This is a genomic window from Thermostichus sp. MS-CIW-25 (assembly GCF_054060015.1).
The window spans coordinates 25,588-43,673 of record NZ_JBSSCS010000017.1; the positions used below are offsets into that span (position 1 = coordinate 25,588).

An 18,086-nucleotide genomic window follows, 5' to 3' on the forward strand; every position below is an offset into this window, starting at 1 on the left:
AAGGGCGAAAGGGCGGCTTTGATGCGGCGACGCCTTCTACAGCTTTGCATCCTCGGCTGGGCGATGCTCCTCACTTTGGCAGTGGGGGGCAGGGGATCCCTGCTGGTTCCCCACTTTTTTGGCATTGAAGCCCTGCAAGCCGAGGCTCAAACTCAAGCCGGAGAACTGCCGCAGCCGATGCGGCTCAAACTCCCCCCCGGCCTGGATCGCTACGCCTACGACAAGGCGGTGGGAGACTACTTTGAGGAAATCGAGCCGCTTTTGCCAGGTGGAGCCTATGCCCAGTGGGCCTTCTATCCCGTCCCTATCTACATCCAAGGGGATCACCCCCAGTGGAAGGCCTCCGTGGAGCAAGCGGTGAAGGAGTGGTCGGCCTACATCCCGCTCAAGGTGGTGGCCAAAGAGGAGGAGGCTTTCTACGGGATGAGCATTTACCGCGTTCCCCCCATCGGCGGCGGGGTGGCTGGGGCGGCCCGCCCGGAGTTTTTCTTCGCCTCCGATGGCTCTTTGCAGCAGCGGGTGCGCATCGTCATTGCAGAAGGACAGGGGTTGGCCGAAATAACGGCGGTGGCCCGACACGAGATCGGGCATGGGCTGGGGCTGTGGGGCCATAGCCCGAACCTGCGGGATCTGATGTATGGCGGACACCATGCGGCGGCTACCGGCAATCGGCGGGTGTTGCGGGTGCCCAACATTACCAAGCGGGATCTCAACACCCTCAAGCGCGTCTACGAGCAGCCCACCCTCAGCGGGCAGGTCTTTCCAGAGAGCTATCGCCGCCTGTTTGGCCAGCTTCTGCAGGAAAAGCCGCTGCCCGAGAGAGCTCTTGGATTGCCGCTAGCTAGAGCTGCAGGAGTTGCGACACCCCCTTAAGCGCCATAGCTAGGAGAAAAAAGAGCAACTGGGTGGCGACAATGCTGGGGCCGGAGGGCAGGTTGAAGGCCGCCGAGGCGATCATCCCCAACACCGCGCTCAGTCCCCCAATGCCTATGGCCAGCAGCACATAGGTTGTAAAGCGGGATCCCAACATCCGTGCTGTCGAGGCTGGGATGACCACAAAAGCGCTCACCAGCAACACCCCCACCGAGCGAATCGCCAGGGCCACCACCAAAGCCAGCAACACCACAAAGGCCAGCCGCTGCCAGCCCACCTGAACCCCTCGTGCCCGCGCCAGCGGCTCATCCAAGGTAAGCAACATCTGGGCGGGCAAAGTCAATCCCACATAGGCCAAGCCGATGAGCAAGAGGATCCCGCTCGTCCACAGGGCCGCTGGGCTGATCCCCAAAATGTCCCCGAACAGCAACTGGTTGAGGTTACCCCGATAGCCGGGCAGCAAGCTGAGGGTGATAACGGCCAGCGCCAAAGAGGAAGAGTAGATGATGTTCAGCACCGCATCCGCCGACAGTTGGGTGCGCTCCAAGACAAAGGTGACGCCCAAAGCAAATCCCACCCCAAACACCATCAACACCACGGTGGGATTCAGCCCCAGCAGCACTCCCAAAACAATCCCCAGCAGAGCCGAATGCCCCAGGGCATCGCTAAAGAACGACAGTTGCCGCAAGATGACAAAGCTGCCCAGCAGCCCGCCCGTCATGCCGGTGAGGATCCCGCCCAGCATGGCCCGCTGCATAAAGGGCAACTGCAACAGCTCCACCACCTGCGCCCAGCCTTCCGACATCTCTTTGTCTCTCAGTGACGGTGGATGTAGCGGACAAAATGGTGCTCCGCACCGCTGTCGCGAACAGGCCCATAAACCCGGCTCAGCACTTCTGGTGCCAAAGCCACCTGGGGGGATCCCTGGCAGATGAGGGATTGGTTGAGGCACAGCACGCGGTCGCAATAGCAAGACACCATCTCCAAATCATGGGAGATCTGCAAAATGGCCCAGCCCAGGGATTGGCGCAGCTCTTCCAGGAGCCGGTAAAACTCCCCCTCGCTGAGCGTATCTAAGCCTGCCGGTGCCTCGTCGAGGATAAGCAACCGCCGCGGCCAAGCCAAGCAATAGGCCAACAGCACCCGTTTCAGCTCCCCGCCGCTGAGCTGGCCCAAAGCCTTAGAGGACAGGTGGGATGCGCCGACCCGTTCCAACGCCTCTTTCACCGCCTGCCGCCGAGCAGAGCGCTGCTGCCAGGGCCAGCGGGGTTGCAACGCCCCCCAACCCAAAGCCACAAACTCCTCCACCACCATGGGAAGCCCAGGATTGAACTGAAAACGCTGGGGCACGTAAGCCACCTGCTGCCGCACTGACGGGGGCAAATAGCCGGACAGGCGCACCGGCTCTCCCAGAATCCAAACCGAGCCGCACTGCCGCGGCAGGATCCCCAAGATGGCCTGTACCAAGGTACTTTTGCCGGCTCCATTGGGGCCAACAACCGCCGTATGGGATCCCGCCCTCAGCTCAAACGACACATTCTGTACTGCCAAGCGGGATCCCCGATAGACCGTCAGCCCCTCCACGCGAAGGACAACCTCGCCGGTCACCGCCCCCTCGCCAGTAGTTGTTCCAGCGAACCTTGCCCAAGCCAGGGCAGCTCCAGCGGCACAAAGGCCGTCTCCTTCTCAAAGGCCGAGATCAGATTATCCACGTTCTGCCGCATGATGGTCAGGTAATATTCCGGCTCGATCCCCTCAGGGCCGGCAGTCTCGATGGGATCGAAAACCCGCACTTCCACCCCCAAATCCCTGGCCAAGATCTGGAAGGGGTTGTTGTCTCCCACCTGAGGTTCCACCAAGATGGTCTTCAGGCCCGACTCCCGCACCGTCTCCATCACCCGTCGCACATCTTCTGGAGAAGGATTGGCCTCTGGGATCTCCACCAAGAACTCGGCTTTGAGGTTGTAGCGCTCGGCAAAATAGGGGGCAAAGTCGTGGAAGACCACAAAGCTTCTTCCGGCAAAGGGAGCTAGCCGAGCGGCAATCTCCTCATCCAAAGCCTTGAGCTTCTCGATAAAAGCAGCCGCATTGGCCCGGTAGATCTCCGCCCCTGCCGGATCCGCAGCGATTAAGCCGTCGCGGATGTTTTCCACCTGCTGAATAGCCCGCCTGGGATCCAGCCAAATGTGGGGGTTAAACTCGCCGTGGCTGTGCCCATGAGAGTGGCCATGGCCATGCCCGTGAGAATGGCCGTGACTGTGTCCATGAGAGTGTCCATGGCCGTGACCGTGGGAGTGCCCATGCTCTGGCTCCTCAGCCCGCAAAGTTGGGATCCCTTCGCTGCTGTCGATGGTCAGCAATTGGGGATTTGCGGCATTGGCGATCAACCCCTCCAGGAAAGTTTCCATTCCCAGCCCATTGATTACCAACACATCCGCCTGAGCCAGCAAACGAACCTCCTCAGGTCGAGCCTGAAAGTCGTGGGGCCCCATCTGAGGGGGAATGAGCGGAGTGACTTCTGCCCGATCCCCGGCCACAGCACGGGTAAATTGCGTTATCGGCAAAATCGTGGTCACCACTTTGGGGGGGGTGGATCCCTGCTGGGCCCGGGACTCTTCTTGGCGCATCTGCAGGCTTCCCAGGATCCCGACCGAGAGGGCGGCCAGCAGCGAGACCAGCGATCGCACCGGTCGAGCCGAACGGATAGAGTTAGCTTGATCAGTCATGAGCCTGAATACCTCACAAGACAACAGAGACAGCAGAGCTGGAAGCAACTGACTTCCCAAAAGCCAAGGCCCTCTGCCGCAGCATCGAAAACATGCTCACCAGACCATTGCTCCTGGAAGGGCTAAGGCTGAAATTGAGGCCCATCTCCCGCACAAACTCTGGGGAAACCCCCAAAATCTCTTCCGGCGCTAGGCCACTTAGCCCCTCCACCACAATGGCCACCAAACCCTTGACCAACTGAGCATCGGCATCCCCTTGGATGTAGACCTTGCCCTCCCTAAACTCGGTGGCCAGCCACACCCGCGAAGCGCAACCTCTGACTAGGTTCTCCTCCTTCCTCTCCGCTTCGGGAAAGGGTGGCAGGCGCTTGGCATAGGCTAGGAGAAGCTCATACTTCTGCCGCGAGGTCTTGGCCTTCTGGAAGCGATTGACAATTTGCTGCAGAGCTGCGGGCATCCCTCAGCTTGTCTAGAGTGAGAATGATAATCAAACTCATCATAACACCCCCACTCAGCGAGGGCGCAGGGGCACCTGCAAACTTTTGGGACTGTCGTTACCGAAGCGAGCGATAGCCGCCACTTACTCCCCGTGGTGAGAGGACCAGTTGCCAAAGTTGGCTGGCCCGGGCCTTGAAGCTACCGGCACTCATCAGGAGATAGAGCCGCCACATGCGGCGAAAGCGCTCATCGTAGCGGTCGGCTAATTTTGGCCATGCCTGCTCGAAATTGGCGTGCCAGGCTTTTAAGGTGGCCACGTAATTGATCCCAAAATTGTGCCAGTCTTCCAGCACAAATAAGCCCTCAAAGGCTGCAGTAATCAGATGAGGCGAGGGCAGCATCGAGTTGGGGAAAATGTAGCGCTCAATCCAGGGATCCCGCCCCTGGTAGGCCACGTTGCTGCCGATGGTGTGCAGAAGAAACAAGCCATTGTCGTTCAACAAGCGGCGGGCTACCTGCATAAACGTTCGGTAGTTTCGGTAGCCAACATGTTCAAACATGCCGACAGAAAGAATCCGATCAAACTTTCCCTGGGTCTGGCGGTAGTCCTCTAACCGAATCTCAACCGGCAGGCCGCGGCAGCGTTCGCTGGCCAGTTTGGCTTGCTCTTTGGAAACAGTAATCCCCACAACCTGCACTCCATAGCGTTCGGCCAGGTACTGCGCTGTGCCTCCCCAGCCACAGCCGATGTCGAGCACCCGCATGCCGGGTTGGAGTTCCAGCTTGCGGGCAATGAGGTCAAGTTTGGCCTCCTGGGCTTCATCCAGAGTTTGCGCACCCCCATCCCAATAGGCACAGCTATAGATCATGCGGCGATCCAGCATGGCCTCATAGAGATCGTTGCCAATGTCATAGTGGTGCCGGCCAATGACAAATGCCCCCTTGCCCCGCTGGCGGTTGATGAGGCGACTGTCCAGCCCAAGTAGGGGCTGAATTAGCCAACCCACCTGCTGCGGTGCCTGGGCAGTTAGGAGACGACAAACTAACTCATCAATGGCGGCACAATCCCACCAGCCCTCCATGTAGGCCTCGCCAAAGCCCAGGGATCCATAGAGCAGGCAGCGCAGGTAGAGCCGCTCGTCGTGAACTTGAATATCCCAGGGCTGTGAGCCATTGAGGGTTATACCGGCAACATCCAAAACCCGAAGCGCATGCTGACGCGCCAGCCGGTGCAAGCTGTTGAGTCCTTTCCCCATCCTCAGGAATCCCTCACCACAGGGAAACTGACTCAACAAATACAACCCAACGCGGCAAGGGATCCAACAAGTTTCCAATTTCTAGGGATCCCCCCGAAGGGGGAACCTCATTGCAACAAACCTACCGAAATGGCTTCTGCACAGTTTCCAATTTCTAGGGATCCCCCCGAAGGGGGAACGACCTGGTATACCGAGCTCGGGAGGTCCCGCATGAGCAAGACACAGTTTCCAATTTCTAGGGATCCCCCCGAAGGGGGAACCTCATATCGTCCACTTCCTAAGAAGTTCTATGAGGAACCAGTTTCCAATTTCTAGGGATCCCCCCGAAGGGGGAACTTGTGGTACTGGCAGTCCTGGAATGGGCTGCCAATTAAGTCGGTTTCCAATTTCTAGGGATCCCCCCGAAGGGGGAACATGCTGCGATGAAACTAAATCCGAAAGCTGCGGAGATGTTTCCAATTTCTAGGGATCCCCCCGAAGGGGGAACAGAGTATTTATAAGATCTATAGAGGCTCTTGTAGAAAATCTAGTTTCCAATTTCTAGGGATCCCCCCGAAGGGGGAACTCATTTGTGTTAATGAATTTTACCAAGCTTAGCACTCGGGTTTCCAATTTCTAGGGATCCCCCCGAAGGGGGAACTTGTTGAACCACCTCGATTGGTGGTTCGCGTGTTTGAGTTTCCAATTTCTAGGGATCCCCCCGAAGGGGGAACACAAGCGTTTGTATTTGAAACACTGCACCATAAAGTACGTTTCCAATTTCTAGGGATCCCCCCGAAGGGGGAACACGAGTGACTAGGAAGTTCCTAACAAGACGCATTGCGGTTTCCAATTTCTAGGGATCCCCCCGAAGGGGGAACAATTCCTCTGAATCTAGGTTATTTGAGTCTTCAAAGTACGTTTCCAATTTCTAGGGATCCCCCCGAAGGGGGAACTTGACCTAGTGTATTTAAGAACTGTATTCTATAAAAGTTTCCAATTTCTAGGGATCCCCCCGAAGGGGGAACAATCATAATCAACCTCCGATCAAGGCAGTGAATAACAAAGTGTTTCCAATTTCTAGGGATCCCCCCGAAGGGGGAACCTACGTACTGCTCTTCCGAGCAGGAGTGGGGGGCTAGGTTTCCAATTTCTAGGGATCCCCCCAAAGGGGGAACCCGTCGCCAGCCTACTCTACTAATTGCTCTGGCAAGACTGCGGTTTCCAATTTCTAGGGATCCCCCCGAAGGGGGAACCACTGTCATGAAATACTCCGTACCGGTTGTGGAGGGTGCAAGTTTCCAATTTCTAGGGATCCCCCCGAAGGGGGAACCGGGAGGTAAGTGCAATGAACACCTTCAAGTTTGCCGGGTTTCCAATTTCTAGGGATCCCCCCGAAGGGGGAACCTTTCCCCATCTGTGTAAGGTTGTTACTAATTCGTGTTTCCAATTTCTAGGGATCCCCCCGAAGGGGGAACCCCTTCTCTGCTTCACTAGTGGATGCAAGCTCAGATAACTTTTCCAATTTCTAGGGATCCCCCCGAAGGGGGAACCCACTGCCAAATTTAGCCTAGTCTACCTCCCCCACCACATTTCCAATTTCTAGGGATCCCCCCGAAGGGGGAACCCGATCGAAGCCGGACGGTTTGTCCGGGCTCGGTTAGTCACCAATTTCCAATTTCTAGGGATCCCCCCGAAGGGGGAACCCCCCCCATTACATAGTAATGGGGATGGTTTTCATACCCAGGGGATTCCAATTTCTAGGGATCCCCCCGAAGGGGGAACCCCCCCACCACAACACCCAGGTATTTCACCTGGGTGTTGTTTTATTCCAATTTCTAGGGATCCCCCCGAAGGGGGAACCCGGCCTGTGAGTTAAGTTAACCCCACTCAAGCACCCAGGATTCCAATTTCTAGGGATCCCCCCGAAGGGGGAACCGGGCACTCCGCTTTGCGGGCTCGTAGACCCTCCAGGAATTCCAATTTCTAGGGATCCCCCCGAAGGGGGAACCCTCTCGGGCAGGCGACTGACCCCTAAGTCGGGTCGAAATTCCAATTTCTAGGGATCCCCCCGAAGGGGGAACCCGCGCTAATGGCGATGTAGCGGATCCTTGACGCGGCCAGGAATTCCAATTTCTAGGGATCCCCCCGAAGGGGGAACCCATGTTTCTGGGACTACTTTGCATGTACAGTTGTTTAGTGATAATTCCAATTTCTAGGGATCCCCCCGAAGGGGGAACCACTTCCGTATGCCCAGGCAGATTGTGTCTGCAATCAAATTCCAATTTCTAGGGATCCCCCCGAAGGGGGAACCCTCGATGTATGTCCCCATGCAGGAGTTAGCCAGGTGATTCCAATTTCTAGGGATCCCCCCGAAGGGGGAACCCCCGTTGGGCTGAGACCCCGCAATCCCATTGGTTTGGAATTCCAATTTCTAGGGATCCCCAAGACAGAAAATGGCTATCTGAAGTTAGCAATATTCCACTTCCCATTGGTTTGGAATTCCAATTTCTAGGGATCCCCAGCTGCGATGGATGACTGGGAGGCCGTCCGCATCTTACCATTGGTTTGGAATTCCAATTTCTAGGGATCCCCCCCACCCCTATTAAACCCAAGCAGGGCAAGGAATGCAAGGCCCATTTGCGAGGGATCCGGAAAAAAGTCGGCAAAAAGAGTTTTGGCGAGGGGGTTTTGGGGCCGGAAAGCCTTGTGGCGCAAGGCGTCGAGGGATCGAACGAAAGAATCGGCCTTTGCGGCTTTTGGCGGATCGCTCGCGGAGGCGTTGATACCGTTTTGGTGTTCTTTTGGAAACATCGAGATCCAGACAAGGGCAGTAGGGCCCTGAGTCCACTGATGAGCCAACCTCAGCCAATCTAGCCGCGCAGGCGACCGGAGCGCAGAATGCTGATGACAAGCCACAGCCCCAACAGGCTGGCCGCCCCGAACAGGAGTTCGCTCAGCCAAAAGACCTGAAACCGCTGCGTCTGAGCCGAGATGATGGCGGCCCCGACGATTAGAGAGCCGACCACAATGCTGTAGGAAAGGCGGTTGGCCGACTGATCCAGGCTGCTGCGGATCCCTTCCAGCTCTTGGATGGTCAAGTTCCAGCGCTGGGTTTCCGACGTGATGCGGCTGAGCAGCAGCTCCATCTGGCGCGGCGATTGCAGAGAGAGATTTTTCAAATCCAAAGCCGTGCGCAGCAGCGAAGGCAGAGGGGCCTCCCCCAGCAATTGCGCCCGAAACACATCCGCCATCAGGGGGCGAAGCTGCTCCGGCAGGTTGTAGTCGGGGGTGAGCTGGCGGGCGATCCCTTCCAAATTGGCCAGCGCCTTGGCACAGAGGCCTAAATTGCCGGGAATGCGGATCTGGTTGCGCCGGGCCGCCTGCAGGATCTCAGAAAAGAGCTGGCTGAAGTTGAGCTCCGCAATGCTCAGGGCGTAGTACTGGCGCAGCAGACGCTCGTAGTCGCTTTGGAGCTGGGCCAAGCTGACAGTCTGATCCCGCGAGCGGGCCGCGGATCTTTCCGGCAGGGCCAACTCCAGGGTCAATTCGGCACAGCGCTGGGCATCGAGGCTGACAATGGCCAGCATCAGCTCCAGCAGAATCTGCTGCGTACGCGGATCCAGCCGCCCAATCATGCCGCAATCCAGCAGGGCTACGCGACCGGATCCCAGATAAAACAGATTGCCCGGATGGGGATCGGCGTGGAAATAGCCGTCGATGCAGATCTGCTGAAAAAAGGCGCGGGTCAACAGGCGAGCGATGTTTTCTGGATCCGCGTCGCTGCGATCCGCCTCCAACAAGGGCCGGCCCTCGATCCACTCCAGCGTCAACACCTTTGGGGTGGTGAGAGGCCAGTAGACGCGCGGCACCACCAGTTGGGCCGGATCAAACCAACGCCCCCTTTGCAACTGTTGGCGGAGCTGCTCGGTGTGGCGGGCCTCTTGGGTAAAGTCCAGCTCTGCTTGAATGGCCCGGCAGAACTCATCCGCCAAGGCCACCACATCTGCCAACCTGCCGAACTCCGTTTGCGCCACCAGCTCGGCAATGCCCCGGATTAGCCGCGTATCCCGCTCCACCACCGCCTCCAGCCCAGGCCGCTGGATCTTGAGGGCTACCCACTCGCCGCTGACCAGACAAGCCCGATGGACCTGGGCAATGGATCCCGCCGCAACCGACTCTGTGTCCAGGCTGCTGAACACCTGCTCCAACGGCTGCCGCAACTGCTGCCGCAGCAGGATCTCCACCGCATTCCAGGGAACAGGAGGTACGTCGGCCTGCAGAGTGCTGAGGGCCTCGATGTACTCTCGCGGCAACAGGTCCGGACGGGTGCTCAGCAGTTGGCCCAGCTTGACATAGACCGGCCCCAGATCCACCAAAATGTTGCGCAGCACCATTGGGGGGGGCAGTTGGGGTTCCCCAGCCTTGCCAAAAGAGAGCAAGCGGCGCATGTAGTCCCAACCGTGGCGCAAAACCACCTCCAGGATCTCGGCCTGACGCGCCCCACTCTGGGCCAGACGGGCAAACATCGCAGTCTCTCTCCCTGGAAGTCCAATGGCAGAGAAGCCCGATCCCTAGAAAAAGGGGATAGGGGCCACCCTACGGGTTCCATCCCAGCCGGTTTGCAGCCCCTCCCGCAACACCCGCAGCACCTCATCGGTATCGGCATTGGGCTGGGCAAAGGAGAAAACATGCTTGAAGCGCAGTTTGCCCTCCTGATCCACAACGAACTGGGCCGGCAGGGGTGCTCCCAAAGCTTGGCCAACCCCATAGAGGCGGAAGGTTTTGCACTCGGGATCCACCAGCAGCGGGTAAGGCAGCTGCAGGTCTGCTTGAATCTGCTGGCTTTGAACCGGATCAGTGCTGGTGACCATCAGCAGCTCCGCCCCCAGAGCTTGGATCTCGCCGTAGCGGGCTTTCAGCTCTTGGATGTGGGGGTAGCAAAAAGGGCAAAAAAGCTTTTCGGTGAAGATACGAGTAAAAGCCAGAACCACCGGCTTTTGGCCGCGGTAGTCCGATAGCCGCACGGGATCCCCTTGCACGCGCGGCAGCTCAAAATCGGGGGCAATCTGGCCGATTTCCAGAGAAGTGTTGGCTGGTTGGGGGATGAAGTTGTCGGCAAAGCGACGGTTAAACAGTCCGCTGTTGCTGGTCATTGCAGTTTTTTACGTTTCTTTACTACTTGCCACCAGCCTAACCCAAAGCCTCGGCCACTGCCTTCAGCCGTCGGAGCTGCGCTCGCATATCCTGCTGGGTCGGCCCCGCTGCCAACAGGTAAAACCCTGCCGCCACCCAGGGACTGGGGATGCGGAAGTTGAAGCAATTGACTAGAAGGGTACCCCCCGGCTGGGGATGGCATTCCCAGCGGTCGGTTCCTTCAAAAAATCCCTTAAACTGCCACTGCACCAAGCCTTCTGCCCGCTCTGTAATCACGCAATCCAAGCTGGGGGAAGCGAAAGGCAGGCGAAGGAAAAAGCGGTAGCGGCTGCCCAATTCCGCCAGAGGGGATCCCACCGCCTCACAGCCCAACAGCGGGTTGAGCCAGCGCTTCATCAACTCCAGGTCGGTGAGGCAGCGATCCACCTGGGCCACGCTGGCCGCAATCTGAATCGACTGGGTATAGATGGGCATCCTCAGGGGAAAGTTGGGGGAGCGAGCTTGGCCGCAGAGAGGTCTTCTGCCGTGGCAGAGGGGGATACGGTGCTCAGCAAAATCAAGATATCGCGATATTCCACCTGATCCGGCCCGCGACGGGGGGATCCCACTTGCACCACCGCCTGTTGGAGAGGCTTTTTGGGGTGGGGGGGAGACTCGAACACCAAGGTGCGGATCCCATTGGCCTGCTCGATGTCCGAGAGGATGTCCCAGCCCCGGCCCCACAGGGTGCGGCGATAGTAGGCGGCAATGGCCTCCAGAGGCTGAGAGGTCTGCAAGATCAGGGAAGCAAGGCCCCCCTCTCGATCCCGAATCTGTCCCGAAGAGATGATGGAAGCGTTGGGCAACTGCAAGTGAGGGGGAAACTGAGGGGGAAGGGCGCGGGCATCTCCTAGGGAAGCCTCAAAGTGCGTGCCATCTTTGCCGATGTGACGCCGCACGGGATCCTGATCCACTTCTTGAGCAACCGGATCAGGCATCTTGCGGCAGGCCACGAGGGATCCCGCCAACAGCCCCAGGGTTAGCCGAGTAAGAATAGGCAAAGAACTTGGCCCCACTGACGTGAACCGCTCAAGACGGGGATTTTTTCTCATCCGTTGGCCAGGGATCCCTGACTGGTTATAGCGGATCCCGCCTTTGGATACAACCAATCTCCCTTTCTGGGCCAAGTTCCAGAGCAGCCATCATTCGTCGAGCCAGGGCTGACAACTGCACACCAGGTGGCGATCCCCGTAGGCGTTGTCGATGCGGCTGACGCTGGGCCAGAACTTGTGGGCCTTGACCCAAGGGAGCGGGTAGGCGGCCAGCGAGCGAGGATAGGGGCGATCCCAGTGGTCGGCAGCCACCACCTCGGCGGTGTGGGGGGCCAGCTTGAGGGGATTGCGCACCGGATCCATCTCGCCTCGCTCAATGGCGGCAATCTCCTGGCGGATGGCAATCATCGCCTCGCAGAAGCGATCCAGCTCCTCCAGAGATTCGCTCTCGGTGGGCTCCACCATCATTGTCCCCGGCACCGGCCAGGAGATGGTGGGGGCGTGGAAGCCATAGTCCATCAGGCGCTTGGCCACATCTTCCACCTCGATGCCGGCGCTTTTTTTCAGGGGGCGCAAATCCAAAATGCACTCGTGGGCCACCCACCCCCCCGGCCCTTTGTAGAGCACCGGGTAGTAGGGATCCAGCCGCTTGGCGATGTAGTTGGCGTTGAGGATGGCCACTTGGCTGGCCAGGGTAAGGCCGGCGGATCCCATAAGGCGAATGTAGGCCCAGGAGATGGGCAAAATGCTGGCACTGCCCCACGGGGCAGCGCTGACGGGGCCGTTACAGCCGGGCAAAACAGGATGGCCAGGCAAATAGGGCACAAGGTGGCGGGCCACGGCAATGGGCCCTACCCCCGGCCCACCCCCCCCGTGAGGAATGCAGAAGGTCTTGTGCAGGTTGAGGTGGCAGACATCGGCCCCCAGCTCAGCAGGACGGCAGAGGCCCACCTGAGCGTTGAGGTTGGCCCCATCCATGTACACCTGTCCCCCCGCCTCGTGGATTATCTGGCAAATCTCGCGGATCCCTTCCTCAAACACACCGTGGGTAGAAGGGTAGGTGATCATCAAGGCGGCCAGCCGCTCCCCGTGCTGCTCCACCTTGGCCTGCAAATCCTCAATGTCGATATTGCCGGCTTCATCACAAGCTACGCTCACCACCTGCATCCCCGCCATCACGGCGCTGGCCGGGTTGGTTCCGTGGGCCGAGGTGGGGATCAAGCACACCTGCCGCCGGCTTTCCCCTCTGGCTTGGTGGTAGCGGCGGATAGCCAACAGGCCGGCATATTCCCCCTGAGATCCGGCATTGGGCTGCAGAGAAACTCCGGCAAAGCCGGTGATCTCCGCCAGCATCTTTTCCAACTGGGCAAAGAGGGCTTGATAGCCACGGGCCTGCTCCAGGGGCACAAAAGGATGGAGCTGGGCAAACTCCGGCCAGGTGACCGGCATCATCTCCACCGTGGCGTTCAGCTTCATGGTGCAAGAGCCCAAGGGGATCATGGAATGGGTGAGAGCCAGATCCCGGCTTTGCAGGCGGTGGATATAGCGCAGCAGCTCAGTTTCCGAGTGGTAACGGTTAAAGACCGGATGGGTGAGGTAGGGGGTGGTACGCAGGAGCTGAGGCGGCAAGCTCTGGCCCAAATCCGGCCCTGGGCTGTCGGGATCCCAAGCTGGCGGTAAGGACTCCGTTCCGCTGCGGGGAAGGGTTCCGGCGAAGATCTCCCACAGATCCCGCAGATCCTGAGTGGTGGTGGCCTCATCCAAGCTGATCCCCAGCGTCCGGTCATCGATCTGGCGTAGGTTGATCTGTCGCTGGGCAGCGCCGGCCTGGATCGCCTGCACCTGCTCTGGAGAAGCTACCTTGACCCAGAAGGTATCGAAGAAATGCTCGGGCCCCACCTCATAACCCAACTGGCAGATCCCAGTGGCCAAGTGATGGGCCTGGCGGTGGATCCGCTCGGCTATGTGTCGCAAGCCGCGGGGGCCGTGGTAGACGGCATACATAGAAGCCATCACCGCCAAAAGCACCTGGGCAGTGCAGATGTTGCTGGTGGCCTTGTCCCGCCGGATGTGCTGTTCGCGGGTCTGTAACGCCAAGCGCAGGGCCGGCTTGCCTTGAGCATCTTGAGAAATCCCCACCAGCCGTCCTGGCAGCAGCCGCTTGTGGGCCTCGCGGGTGGCGAAGTAAGCCGCATGGGGGCCGCCATAGCCCAAGGGCACCCCAAAGCGCTGGGTGGATCCCACCACGATGTCCGCTCCCCACTCTCCCGGGGGTTGCAATAGGGTCAAGCTGAGCAAGTCGGCGGCCACTGCCACCACCATCCCCTTTTGGTGCGCCTGCTCCACCAACTGCCGGTAATCCCGGATTTCCCCATAGGTGCTGGGATACTGCAGGAGTAATCCAAAGCCCTTTTCCAGGGAGAGTTCTGTTGGATCGGCTATGCGCACCTGGATTCCCAATGGTTCCGCCCGCGTCTGTACCACGGCAATCGTCTGGGGATGACAGCCCCGATCCACCCAGAAAACTGGGGATCCCCTGCCTGCCAAGGTGTAGGCAAGAGCCATGGCTTCGGCGGCTGCGGTGGCCTCGTCCAGCAGGGAAGCATTGGCGATCTCCATCCCCGTCAGGTCGATCACCATCGTCTGGAAGTTGAGCAGGGCTTCCAACCGTCCCTGGGCAATCTCAGCTTGGTAGGGGGTGTAGGGGGTGTACCAGGCAGGGTTTTCCAGGATGTTGCGCTGAATCACCGGTGGCGTCAGGGTGTTGGAATAGCCCATGCCCAAAAAGGAGCGCCACACCTGGTTCTGGGCCGCCATTGCCTGCAGTTCCGCCAACACCTGCTGCTCAGGGCAAGGGGATCCCAATTGCAAAGGCTGGCTGCTGCGAATGGCCGGCGGCACCGCCTTCTCCACCAGCTCCTGCAGCGAACTCAGCTCCAACACTTGCAACATCTGCCCAATTTGCCGGGCATCCGGCCCAATGTGCCGCCTGAGAAAGAGTTCGGTCTGCCCCAGCAACTCCAGCTCCGGAGAAGGCGTGGGTTGTGGGATCCCTGGAGATGGATCCCGGCTGGGGGGGTCAAGTCGAGTCGAGTGGAGAAGGGCCAAGTCGGACATGGTGCAATCAGCCGCGAAAGGAATGGCAAGAAAGACTGTCTCCTGATCATAGTTGTTAAAAATTGTTTCTGTCGGGATCCAAATCCTGTCTTGGCCCTCGATTCGGGGTGGAGGGGATGAGACACTAGATGGTCGGAGAATGTTAGCAATCTATACAGATGAGCCTTTTGGATTCTGCTTGGAGAAGTGATGCTATGCGCTGGCTGCTGTCCATCTTGGTTCGTGTGGTGTTAGTGCTCTGTCTGTGCTTTGCTCCTTTGGGGATCCCTGTTGTGGCCAGGGCCGCAGAGCTTCCCCCGGTAAAGCACTTGGACACTCCGATTGACGTGAACAACACCATCTTGCGCAACTACCGCCAACTGCCCGGCTTCTATCCCACCCTAGCTCGCATCCTGGTGAAAAATGCCCCCTACAAGAGCCTGGAAGACATGTTGCAGATCTCAGGCCTGACAGAGCAGCAAAAGGCCTTGATCAAAGCCAACGCCGAGAACTTCGTGTTTGGCGAGTATCAGGAAGGGGCTAACCAACTGGAAAACCGCATCAACCAAGGGTACTACGGCTGATCTCGGCAGAGGGGCCATCGGGAGAATCGGCTTTTGTAGGAAAGGGATCCTGTGGCCTACGATAACGTCTGCAAGTACTTGGTGGAATGGTTCCCCGAGTCCTTTGCCCGGTGGCTACTGGGATCCCCTGTTTCCTTGGCTCAGCTCCAGCCAACGGAGCTGTCCACCGAGCCCATCCGAGCGGACTCTCTTATCCTGCTGCGGGCCCAAAACTTAATTTTGCATCTGGAGTTTCAAACCGACCCGGATCCCGACATTCCCTTGCGCATGGCCGACTACTGCCTGCGCCTGTTCCGTCGCTATCCCGACCAGGAGGTGCGGCAGATTGTCATCTACCTGAGAAAAACCCAGTCAGAACGGGCGTACCAAACCTCTTTTCAACGGGGATCCCTTTCTCATCGCTTTGAGGTCTTGCGCCTGTGGGAACAAGATCCGGAGGTGCTATCTCAATATCCAGGACTCCTGCCTTTAGCCGTGTTGGCAGATCCGGAAAACCCGGAGCCGCGACTCCGCCAAGTGGCCAGAGCAATAGCAGAGATAGAGGATCCAAAGCTACGGCAAGAGGTGAAAGCGGCCACTGCTGTTTTGGCAGGATTAACATGGACGCCAGAGGAAATCAGCAGGGTTCTGGGAGGTCTGGCTGTGCGGGAATCGACCATCTATCAGATGTGGCGAGCAGAAGCCCTCAAAGAAGGGCGAGAGGAGGGCCTGAAACAAGGTCTAGAGCAAGGTCTGCAACAGGGTCTGCAGCAAGGTCTGCAACAGGGTCTGCAGCAAGGTCTGCAGCAAGAAGCAGCTCGACTGACTCTGAGTCAACTGCGGCGCAAGCTGGGATCTTTGCCGGAAGACCTGTCTGAAACCATCCGCCTCTTACCTACCGAGCAACTGGAGGCTTTGGCGGAAGCGCTGTTGGACTTCCAAACCCTGGCCGATTTGATCCAATGGCTCAGGGAGTCATCATCCAACTAGGGTTTGCCGTCGCGGCCTTTTCCAACCTCACAGGACTCTGTGGGTGAGTTAGGATCCCTGTTACTCAGATGGACTCGATGAAACGGCCACAGGTTTTGATCTGTGGCTACTACGGCTACGGCAATGCCGGCGATGAGGCGTTGTTGCTGGCTCTCTTACGAGAGCTAGAGCAGTTGCCCAGCCCCGTACAGCCGGTGGTGCTCTCCCGTCGCCCTGCCGAAACGGCTGCCACCTATGGGGTGCTGGCCTATCCGCGCTTCAACAGTTTGGCTTTACGGCGCTGTCTCCAGGAGGCCCAGGCTTTCATCTGGGGTGGAGGTGGCCTGCTGCAGGATCGCACCAGTTGGCGCAGCCCTCTCTACTACCTGGGGGTAATGGGCCTAGCCCAGCGATGGGGGCTAAGAACCGTTGCCTGGGCCCAAGGGATCGGGCCGCTGCAGCGAGGGTGGATTCGTGCACTGGCCCGCCGGTCTCTGGCAGGTTGCACGGCCATTAGTGTGCGGGATGGAGTTGCCTCCCAATGGCTGCAAGAGTGGGGGATCCCTCACCAGGTAGCTCCGGATCCCGTCTGGGATTTACCGTCCAAAACCTTGCCGGAATGGGAAATGTGGCCTCAGCCCCGTATTGCTGTGGTCTTGCGTCCCCATCCGCAACTGACCGGAGCCTGTCTAGAAGCTTTGAGCCAGGGTTTACAGCGTCTCCAGGCTTCCACGGGAGCACATCTTCTCTTCGTGCCCTTCCAGCTAGCCCCTCCCGGATCCCCTGACCTTGGGCCAGACTACCGCTTGGCTCAGCAGCTTCAGCAGCGCCTGCCCCACCACAGCCAAGTGCTGGAAATTCGGGATCCCTGTTTGTTGAAAGGAGTCTTTCGGGGCGTCAGGCTGGCGATCACCATGCGCTACCACGGTTTGGTGATGGCGGCGGCAGAGGGCTGCGCCTGTTTTGGTCTCAGCTACGATCCCAAAGTGAAAACACTGCTTCGGGAATTGGGCATGCCCGGCTGGGATGTGCAGGAGATACCCACCGATCCTGAAGCCCTGCACCGAGCCTGGTTGGCTTGCTACTCAGAGGGTTCGGCTCTCAGTCCTGATCAAGTTGCGGTTTGGGTGGAGCAATCGACTCAGCACGGCCAGTTGCTAAAACAGCACCTGAGGTGGGATTGATGAGGTTCCGTGAAGATCGCAGCAGAAGCTGCTGCCCCTGTAGCTCTGTTTCCGAATGCCAGTGCGGATTTCGGTAGCCGTTGTTTTCGAGATCCGCTCTACCCTAAAAAATAGGGTTAAAGTACAGGGATCCCCCTCCATGACTTCCCAGACCCAGCCCTGCACGCGCGAACAGATCTTAAACGGGATGGGCATCACCACCCTGTTTTCGGCTCTCATTGTGGGTCTCTGGATCGGGCTGGGATCCTCCTTTCCCGTGCCGTTTCGCTGGGATCCCCTGGCCTTGGCGTGGGGAACGGGGCTGGGGCTAGGGGTGGCTCTGCTCAGCGGCGGGGTTTACCGGTTCTGGCCGGCTTATCGTCGGGCAGCCACTGCCTATTTACACTGGGTGGCGGATCCCTTGCGGTGGGGAGATATCCTTTGGGTGGGCCTGCTGCCGGGCTGGAGCGAGGAATGGCTGTTTCGCGGTGTGCTGCTGTCAGCTCTGGTGGCCAGCCCCTTGGGGTGGACAGGCGGGATCCTGCTGAGCGGCCTCTTGTTTGGCGCCTTGCATTGGCTGGGATGGCAGGGCTGGCCCTATGCCGTCTGGGCCGGTGGGGTCGGCATCCTCATGGGGATTGGCTTGTGGCTGTCGGGAAACCTGTTGGTCACCATTGTCGCCCACACCCTTGTCAACTGGATTGGGGTCTGCACCTGGAAATGCTTTTTCTCTCAAGCGGAGCCCTGAAGGATGCAGTTTTCCTGCTCCCCTCTTCCCTTATGGGAAAGGGGTTGCCTGTAAGCAGCGCAGAACCTTGGGCAAGTGCCGCAAATT

Annotated in this window: 15 protein-coding genes and 1 CRISPR repeat array; of the genes, 5 read left to right on the top strand and 10 right to left on the bottom strand. The window is 58.8% G+C overall.

Annotated elements, in window-relative coordinates; genetic code table 11:
• Positions 1–21: 21 nt before the first annotated feature.
• Entirely contained in the window at positions 22–873 is an 852-nt protein-coding gene (locus ACVWZ1_RS07800; RefSeq protein ID WP_457503045.1) for a hypothetical protein, read from the top strand.
• Here ACVWZ1_RS07800 and ACVWZ1_RS07805 read toward each other — a convergent pair.
• The 10 genes from ACVWZ1_RS07805 to gcvP all read right to left on the bottom strand — a co-directional run bounded on the left by ACVWZ1_RS07805 (position 842) and on the right by gcvP (position 14,577).
• Positions 842–1,678 carry a metal ABC transporter permease gene (locus tag ACVWZ1_RS07805; protein WP_457503046.1) on the bottom strand — a complete coding sequence of 279 codons (837 nt, stop codon included), beginning with the start codon at positions 1,676–1,678 and terminating at the stop codon, positions 842–844. The genes ACVWZ1_RS07800 and ACVWZ1_RS07805 overlap by 32 nt on opposite strands.
• An 11-nt stretch (positions 1,679–1,689) precedes the next feature.
• On the bottom strand, positions 1,690–2,481 hold the full coding sequence (locus ACVWZ1_RS07810; protein ID WP_457503047.1) for a metal ABC transporter ATP-binding protein: 792 nt from the start codon (positions 2,479–2,481) through the stop codon (positions 1,690–1,692).
• Positions 2,478–3,599 (bottom strand): metal ABC transporter solute-binding protein, Zn/Mn family, encoded by a 1,122-nt coding sequence (locus ACVWZ1_RS07815; protein ID WP_457503048.1) that lies wholly within the window; start codon positions 3,597–3,599, stop codon positions 2,478–2,480. Before ACVWZ1_RS07815 ends, ACVWZ1_RS07810 begins: the two co-directional genes overlap by 4 nt.
• Positions 3,600–3,612: 13 nt before the next feature.
• Positions 3,613–4,056: a SufE family protein gene (locus ACVWZ1_RS07820; RefSeq protein ID WP_414329195.1), complete on the bottom strand. Its 444-nt coding sequence runs from the start codon at positions 4,054–4,056 to the stop codon at positions 3,613–3,615.
• Positions 4,057–4,153: 97 nt separating this feature from the next.
• Positions 4,154–5,293 (bottom strand): cyclopropane fatty acyl phospholipid synthase, encoded by a 1,140-nt coding sequence (cfa, locus tag ACVWZ1_RS07825; protein ID WP_457503049.1) that lies wholly within the window; start codon positions 5,291–5,293, stop codon positions 4,154–4,156.
• Positions 5,294–5,363: 70 nt separating this feature from the next.
• Positions 5,364–7,657: direct repeats of the CRISPR family, unit length 36 nt; unit sequence GTTTCCAATTTCTAGGGATCCCCCCGAAGGGGGAAC.
• Positions 7,658–8,145: 488 nt separating this feature from the next.
• Complete coding sequence (locus ACVWZ1_RS07830; protein ID WP_457503050.1) at positions 8,146–9,801, bottom strand: ABC1 kinase family protein; 1,656 nt, start codon at positions 9,799–9,801, stop codon at positions 8,146–8,148.
• Between the two features lie 45 nt (positions 9,802–9,846).
• On the bottom strand, positions 9,847–10,428 hold the full coding sequence (locus ACVWZ1_RS07835; RefSeq protein WP_457394839.1) for a peroxiredoxin family protein: 582 nt from the start codon (positions 10,426–10,428) through the stop codon (positions 9,847–9,849).
• 37 nt (positions 10,429–10,465) lie between these two features.
• Positions 10,466–10,903: an SRPBCC family protein gene (locus ACVWZ1_RS07840; RefSeq protein ID WP_457394842.1), complete on the bottom strand. Its 438-nt coding sequence runs from the start codon at positions 10,901–10,903 to the stop codon at positions 10,466–10,468.
• A 2-nt stretch (positions 10,904–10,905) separates the two neighbouring features.
• A complete protein-coding gene (locus ACVWZ1_RS07845; protein ID WP_457503051.1) occupies positions 10,906–11,577 on the bottom strand; it encodes a hypothetical protein in 672 nt (223 codons plus the stop codon).
• A gap of 33 nt (positions 11,578–11,610) precedes the next feature.
• Entirely contained in the window at positions 11,611–14,577 is a 2,967-nt protein-coding gene (gene gcvP / locus ACVWZ1_RS07850) for an aminomethyl-transferring glycine dehydrogenase (protein WP_457503052.1), read from the bottom strand.
• Between the two features lie 194 nt (positions 14,578–14,771).
• Between gcvP and psbU the strand changes: the two genes are divergently transcribed.
• From psbU to ACVWZ1_RS07870, 4 genes are all read left to right on the top strand, one after another.
• Positions 14,772–15,140 carry a photosystem II complex extrinsic protein PsbU gene (psbU, locus tag ACVWZ1_RS07855; protein ID WP_041436072.1) on the top strand — a complete coding sequence of 123 codons (369 nt, stop codon included), beginning with the start codon at positions 14,772–14,774 and terminating at the stop codon, positions 15,138–15,140.
• Between the two features lie 51 nt (positions 15,141–15,191).
• Complete coding sequence (locus ACVWZ1_RS07860) at positions 15,192–16,109, top strand: Rpn family recombination-promoting nuclease/putative transposase (protein WP_457503053.1); 918 nt, start codon at positions 15,192–15,194, stop codon at positions 16,107–16,109.
• 77 nt (positions 16,110–16,186) lie between these two features.
• The gene (gene csaB / locus ACVWZ1_RS07865) at positions 16,187–17,272 is read left to right on the top strand and encodes a polysaccharide pyruvyl transferase CsaB (RefSeq protein ID WP_414374379.1); all 1,086 of its coding nucleotides are present in this window, start codon (positions 16,187–16,189) and stop codon (positions 17,270–17,272) included.
• Between the two features lie 139 nt (positions 17,273–17,411).
• On the top strand, positions 17,412–17,999 hold the full coding sequence (locus ACVWZ1_RS07870) for a CPBP family intramembrane glutamic endopeptidase (RefSeq protein ID WP_457503054.1): 588 nt from the start codon (positions 17,412–17,414) through the stop codon (positions 17,997–17,999).
• The last annotated feature ends 87 nt before the right edge of the window (positions 18,000–18,086 follow it).